Origin of the sequence: Candidatus Syntrophosphaera sp., assembly GCA_019429425.1 — a bacterium.
Taxonomy (GTDB): domain Bacteria; phylum Cloacimonadota; class Cloacimonadia; order Cloacimonadales; family Cloacimonadaceae; genus Syntrophosphaera.
In genome coordinates this window covers 1-5,861 of record JAHYIU010000110.1, presented here as the reverse complement: position 1 = coordinate 5,861, position 5,861 = coordinate 1, and the positions used below count along the sequence as shown (strand labels likewise).

Annotated in this window: 4 protein-coding genes; all 4 read right to left on the bottom strand. The window is 55.1% G+C overall.

The genetic code is table 11. From position 1 onward, the window contains the following. Positions 1–1,082 (bottom strand): gingipain R (locus K0B87_09110; GenBank protein MBW6514894.1); only part of this gene is annotated, 1,082 nt, incomplete at its 3' end. A gap of 212 nt (positions 1,083–1,294) precedes the next feature. Next, positions 1,295–3,298 (bottom strand): hypothetical protein, encoded by a 2,004-nt coding sequence (locus tag K0B87_09105; GenBank protein MBW6514893.1) that lies wholly within the window; start codon positions 3,296–3,298, stop codon positions 1,295–1,297. Between the two features lie 167 nt (positions 3,299–3,465). Further along, complete coding sequence (locus tag K0B87_09100) at positions 3,466–3,768, bottom strand: ferrous iron transport protein A (protein ID MBW6514892.1); 303 nt, start codon at positions 3,766–3,768, stop codon at positions 3,466–3,468. Next, a partial coding sequence (gene feoB / locus K0B87_09095; GenBank protein MBW6514891.1) for a ferrous iron transport protein B occupies positions 3,749–5,861 on the bottom strand: 2,113 nt, incomplete at its 5' end. The genes K0B87_09100 and feoB, both read right to left, overlap by 20 nt.

Below are 5,861 nucleotides of genomic sequence, written 5' to 3'. Positions count from 1 at the left end.
CGGCCGTAATACATTTCAGGAAGGTAGTCAGTGCCTTGGAGCCGCACATAGGTCAGGTCCGTCACATGTGAGCCGGTGGCACCGGAATTGGAGATGATATTGTCGCCGGAGGTGGATGTATCGCCAACGATCAAGAGATAGGTGGGGGCTGGATCCTCTGCTGTGGCAGCGCTCCAGACACTCGCCATGTATGTGTTGATGGCCGAGGTGGCATTAGCGACAGTCCCACCGCTGCCCACCGTGGTTACGACCACGTTGTAGCCCTGCTGCCTTTTCCAATCCACAAAGGGTTGCAGAGTGCTCACATAGTTGGGCGGCACCAGGATCAGCATCTTGGTGGGATAGCGGACCAAGCTGGGACGGTCCATGCGCTGCCAGTTGAAGAGGGATTGTCCGTAGGCCCGGTCAAATTCCCAGGACGCAGTTTTGGCGAGGAGTTCTTCGGTTGCCAATAGGTCCGGGTTTTCGAAATCGATCCGGACGTCGAGGTTTTGCATCACCAGAAGATTGTTGCCCACAGGATCGTAGCGCACAGGATAAAAACTAAGGGCAAAGACCCGCACTCCACGCAGATAGCCGATCTCGTCGACTTTGATCCAGTCGCGTTCGTTGTAACCTTTGCGTTGATAGTCCTTTTCTTTCAGGACGAATGGCATTGTGGCCGGGTCTGAGGATTTGGAAATTGGCGCCTGGGCTGGCACTATGAGGTTGTTGAGTTTACTGGCAGAGGCATTAAGTTCCCGGGCCGATTGTGAATTGAAAGTGTAGCTCACCCTGGCGCCAAGAGGGACCGCGAACATTTGGCGCAGCATGGGGAGTTGGGGCTCGCCCACATCTGTTGTTTGGCCCCAGCCTTCAACGTATAGTTCATCGAAAAGGCCTGATTTGGTCTGGACTTCGCGGATCTTCAGTTCTCCGATCCGGAATTGGACATTGAAGCCAAAGTCGCTGTTGGCAGATAGCGTGGCTTGGTTGGGAAAGCTGGAAAGTTCGATCTGCCGCTGTGTGGCAGAGAGGGAAACGAAGCTGACAAGAATGAATGCCAATAACGGCAGTATCTTGCCCAAAGTCAAGTTTTGCATTTTAACTCCAGGATGTGGTGATTTGTTCCTGTTTCCAGTTTACGCAATTTTTATTCCACAGAAATGATTATTAGAGGCCAGTAATCGGCTTAAATACATAACATTATGTGCCTGTACCGAATGGAGGCAGGGAACGGATGGGTAATGAATGCAAACATATGTCAAGACACCAGCGGGTTACACTCTCGTAACCTTGGAGAAAGATCTGTTGGTTAGTCTATAATGGGTACGTCGGTGGCGATCACCCGGAAAAACAGCATCTCCGAATCGCTGGCCGGATGGTCCCAATGGAGGTTATCTGTCACTCCGAGCAAGGAATAGGTTCCGAAGGGATCCTCACCGGCCCAGATCTCGTAATAGACCTGGCTGGCAACCGCGTTCCATTCTATTCTCACAGTTTCCGTATCAAGCAAGGAGATCTGGATATCCGGCACAGGCAGCGAATATGGGATGACAATCACCCAAACGCTGGCGCTGGTTTGATTTACCCCATCGCTGAGTATGAATGTTATCAGTTCAGAGCCTGTCCATCCGTTAGCCGCGGAGATGGAGACCAGCAAACCGCTGATCCGGATGATCAGGTTGGTATTGCCAGAATAGGCAAGCGTGAGCGGACCGTCGCCCGGATTATCAATGTAGGCGCTGAAATCTATCACCAGACCCTGATCCATGTCAAATTCAAAACTGTCCGGCAGCACCATGGATAGCGGCTGTTCCTCGCAACTGACGATGATCAGCACAGAGTCGCTGGCAGCAGCGTAACCGTCGCTCACGGTGAAAAATACCAGTTCGCTGCCAGACCAGCAGTGCCCTGAGGAGAGTGAAACAGCCAGACCCGAGACGTGGATGATGACATTGCTGTTCCCGGAATAGGAAAGGGTCAGTTCATCGCCGTCAGCGTCGAACACATAAGGGCTGAAATCGACCAGCAGGCCAAATTCCACCCCGAACTCAAAACTATCAGGGAGGTTAATGGTGGGCGGAGTGTTGACATAGTTAACCGTAACCAAAACAGTGTCATACGCATGGGCGTAGCCATCAAAAACGGAAAAGGTCAGTTCCTCCGTTCCATGCCAGTCCGGAGTGGCGCCAAAGCTTACCATGAGATCGTTTATTTCAACCAGCACATCGGTGTTTCCGCTGTATTCCAAAACCAATTCCTGGCCGTCCGGGTCATAAACATAGGGAAAAAAATCCACCGCCAGCTGGCTGTTCATGGCGAAAGTTAGGCTGTCCGGCAAAGCAAGGCTGGGAGGAGTGTTGAGCACCACCAATTCCACGCTCACCGTCAGTTGGGGTGTGTGCGGATCGTTGGAATCGAATAGCAGTGAAGTTTGATACCTGCCAGGCTCCAGGCCGGAAGACGAGAAAGTGCCTGTGACAAGCTCGGAACCACCGCTCCCAACCGTACCCGCCGAAGGGTGAAAGCTGAACCAGGCGGCGTCCGGGGATTCCGTGATGGTGTAAACAAGGTCCTCAAACCCCAGATTGAAAACCGTCAGACTGTCCGCGCCCTCTTCATTGACAAAGAGCTCCGCGGCAAGCAGACCGCTGTCTGTGGATATCACTGGCGCGCTATCGCCCTGTACGAAGGTGAGCCGCACGTTGGGCCTGAAATCGGTGTTCATGCCTCCGGCAAAGGAATTGGTCTGGTCGTGCAAGTCATTGCGGGTGAAGCGATAGCCGTCTTCGATGATAGTATACTGCACAGTCCCTGTAGCGCTCCAACCTGCGGCCAGGCCGAAGGCGGTGTCGATCACCAGGTTGTCGCTTCCGTTCCAGAGGAAGGGCTCGCTCAGACTCAGCATCTCATAGCCACCGGCAGTGGGTTGATAAGAAGTTGCGCTATAGACGGTTACCATGTTATTGGAAGATTGCCAGTAGGCAACGTTCTCCGCCGCCGTATGCTTCATGCGGATGATGAAATCGGGCAGGGCGTAGCTGGGAGCGGTGTTCACGTAAAATCCCACCTGTGTTAGCAAAGCCGGACCCGTGATGCCGGCCGCGCTTAGTTCCGCCGCCGTGTAGATGGATTGCCCGTGCAGGCTCTTGTAATATATGTTTATCGGGCAGCCCGTGGTGGTTCCCGTGTATGATGTACCGCTACCCAGAATGACTGAAACCAGTTCCCTTTCCCCTGAGGCGGACAAAGCCAGGATGCCGGCCAGAAGGACAGCCAAAACAATTATGATCTTTCTGTTCATGCAACAACGCATACTTGACTCCTAAGGAAATGCAACAGCACCTGTTCCCTGCAAGGCGCTGATTTGAGTATGATGCTAACGGCTCAATTTTTCTATAATTGACAGGCGCAGTTATTTGTCAATCAGAAAATACACCCCAGCCAACAACCTTACTTTTACGGAGAAAATAATCTCACCGCTCAAACCACGCGGACCCTGATCTGCCTGGCAACCCGCCTGTCCATGACGTAGCGGGCGTCTCCGACGGCAATCACGATGTTTGGTTCATCGGTATCGTTGCGGAAGGCGCTGACCCTTTTTCCGCTGTAGAGGCCGCGTTCAATGGTCTTGATGTCGGTGTTGCAGGTGATGACGGCCTCCCGGCCGGGTGTTAGATCGGCCAGGCTGATGCAGTCTCCAACCAGGCACTGGCACCTTTGGGGCCGGTTGATGAGGCGCCTTCCGAAACGGCGCAGGCGCACCCTATTGCGATGTGACAGCATTTGTCCTCCCAATTATTTTCAGGCTGCCCCAAAAAACCACCGCCAACGCCGCGCAGATAGCCAGCCAGAGCCAGGACCGCGCATTGAAAGCCAGGATCTGATAGGCAACCGTGGCCACGATCCAGGCCAGCAGGGTGAGATAGCCAAAAGCGAAGAGCATCCAGCCCCAGCCGTGTTCTTTGAAGAGCATGGTCAGCGAGGCCGCGCAGGGCGAATAGAGCAGAACGAAGATCAGGAATGAGAGCGCGGAAGCCTGGCCACCAAAGGCCTGAAGGATGTTTTCCGGGTCATTGTACAGCCCCTGCATGGTTCCCACGATCGCCTCCTTGGCAAAGAGCCCGGAGATCAGGGCCACCGAGGCCGGCCAGTTGTCACGTTCAATTCCCAGGGGCGCTAAAACAGGCGTGATGGCCTTTCCGCCAAGTTCCAAGATGCTGGATCCCCTTCCCTCGGCGCCCACAGTTCCGGGAACATTGATCCCCTGCAGGATGGTGACCGCCACGGTCACGATCAAGATCGTCTTTCCGGCCCGCAGGATGAAATCCTTCAACCTGTGCCAGGTATGCATGCCGATCGCGTTGACGGTGGGCAGATGATAGGGTGGCAGTTCCATAACGAAGTTGCCGGGATCGGTCTTGAACAGGGTCTTCTTCAGCATCAGGCCAAACAGCATCGCCATCGCCACCCCGAACAAGTAGAGACCGAAGATCACGATATCCGCGCGTTTGGTGAAAAAGATCATCACCAAATAGGTATAGACCGGCAGTTTTGCCCCGCAGCTCATGAACGGGGTTAGCAGCGAGACGAAGATCCGGTCCCGCTTGCTTTCCAGGGTGCGGGTTGCCATGATCGCCGGAACGGTGCAGCCAAATCCGACCAGCAGAGGGATGAAGGCCTTGCCGGGCAAGCCGATGCGGCGCATGAACTTATCCGCTATGAATGCCGCCCTGGCGATGTAGCCGCTATCCTCCAGGATGGCCAGGCTCATGAAGATGAAAAAGATCGGGGGAATGAAGGTCGCGATGGTGGCCAATCCGCCTCCAACGGCATCCGCCAGCAGATAGGCCAGCCATTCTGGAAGGCCGGTCTGGCGCAGAATTCCGCCCCACTGTTCCACCAGCAGCCAGTTCAGGCCGTCGCCGATCCAACCGATCAAGGGCGCGCTGGCCCGCACCGCCAGTAGAAAGACCAGATACATCACCCCAAAGAAGATCGGCAGGCCCCAAAAACCGTTCAGGACAACGCGGTCGATCCTGTCCGAAAAAGTGCCGCTGGGCTTGCTTTTCCGCTTCACCACGTCCTTCACCAGGCCGCGGATGAAGCCATAGCGGTCATCGGCCAAGGCCGCCGCGCTGGATTGGTTGCGGTGTTTTTCCACCGCCCGCACTTCTTTGTCCACGGCTTCGATCAGCTCCGCCGGCAGCTTGAGCGCGAAATAGGGATCCCGTTCCAAAAGCTTGAGCGCCAGCCAGCTCTGGGGGGCGGAACGCAGTTCGGTAGGGAATTCCGGGCTGTCCTTCAACAGGACCAGGATCTCTTCGATATTGCCCAGATGCCGGGCCACAACCTCGTCGTAGCTGATCTGGGCTGGCTTGTGCGTGTCACGCAGACAGTATTCAATCTGGTGGAAAAGCATCTGGGGATCAAAGCGTTTGGAAAGCACCAAAGGCTGGACAGGACAATCCAAATGGCCCCGCAGGTGCTCATAATCGATCTGGATCCCGTTCTGGTCCGCGATATCGACCATCGAAAAAACCAGCAGCAGAGGCACCCGCATTTCCATCAGTTGGACGCTCAGATAGAGATTGCGTTCGAGATTGGAGGCGTCCACGATGTTGATCACCAGGTCCGGCTTCTTCTGCAGCAGATAGTTGCGCGTCACCAGTTCGTCGGGTGAATTTGCCGTCAGCGAATAGATGCCTGGAAGGTCGATCACGTCATAACGTTTGCCCTTGTGTAGATAGTAGCCCTGTTTGTGCTCGACCGTCACCCCGGGCCAGTTTCCCACAGTCTGGTGCGAACCCGTGAGGGCATTGAACAGCGTGGTTTTGCCCACGTTGGGATTGCCGGCGAGGGCGATTACGGGGTTGTTA

Bases quoted from the DNA above. Each gene is read 5' to 3' on its own strand.
- K0B87_09100 (MBW6514892.1), bottom strand. From the start codon at position 3,768: ATGCTGTCACATCGCAATAGGGTGCGCCTGCGCCGTTTCGGAAGGCGC.
- K0B87_09105 (MBW6514893.1), bottom strand. From the start codon at position 3,298: ATGCGTTGTTGCATGAACAGAAAGATCATAATTGTTTTGGCTGTCCTT.